Annotated in this window: 1 protein-coding gene; it reads left to right on the forward strand. The window is 40.4% G+C overall.

What is annotated here, in order from left to right; all coding sequences use genetic code 11:
* Positions 1 to 107: 107 nt before the first annotated feature.
* Positions 108 to 861: ABC transporter permease subunit (locus A3757_RS22615; RefSeq protein ID WP_156506500.1), on the forward strand; the 754-nt coding region annotated here is incomplete at its 3' end.

An 861-nucleotide genomic window follows, 5' to 3' on the forward strand; every position in this document is an offset into this window, starting at 1 on the left:
TCAAATAATAAGTTAGCGCTTACTAAGTCTAGAAGCTGAGTAAAAAAATGGCTCGCTTTATAGGTAGCTAACAGCATTCTTTTGGAAATAATTTGTAAGGCCATATTATGTCTTCAGATCCGGAGTCCGAACACTTAAAGCTTAAGTCGGGTTCATTTATAAATAACCCTCGTAACAGGGCGATTATTTATCAATTAATCCTGGTTTTCGCACTTGGCTACTTTTTCTATTCGATTGTTTCCAATGCAATCGCCAATATGGAAGCTCGAGGAATAAAAAGCGGTTTCGGCTTTTTATTTACTACCGCAGGCTTCGATATCTTAATGTCCTTGATTCCTTACGATGCGACACATACCTACGGGAAAACATTTATCGTAGGTTTGCTTAATACGATTATGGTTTCGATGATTGGTATCGTATTGGCAACTATTATCGGCTTTGTTATGGGGGTCGCTTATTTCTCCCACAACTGGTTAGTCAGACGCTTATCAGTCATTTATGTAGAAATATTTCGAAATATTCCATTATTACTACAAGTCTTCTTCTGGTATTTCGCTGTACTGGCTTCATTGCCCGGAGCGCGTGACAGTTTTTCTGTTGGTGAATCGATTTTTCTAAATGTTCGAGGCTTGTTTATCCCAAGTGTGATTGATGAGCAAGGCTCAATGTTTGTATACGCTTCATTGTGTATAGCGATTGCTGGCATATTCTTTCTTCGCCGCTGGGCGCATAGAAGGCAAGATGATACGGGCGAGCAGTTTCCTGTATTTTCAGTCAGTCTGGGTATTCTTTTTGGGCTGCCGCTACTGACAACACTAATAATGGGTGTTCCTTTTCACTTGGAATACCCAGAGCTTGGGC

It is taken from the genome of Oleiphilus sp. HI0117, from assembly GCF_001635235.1.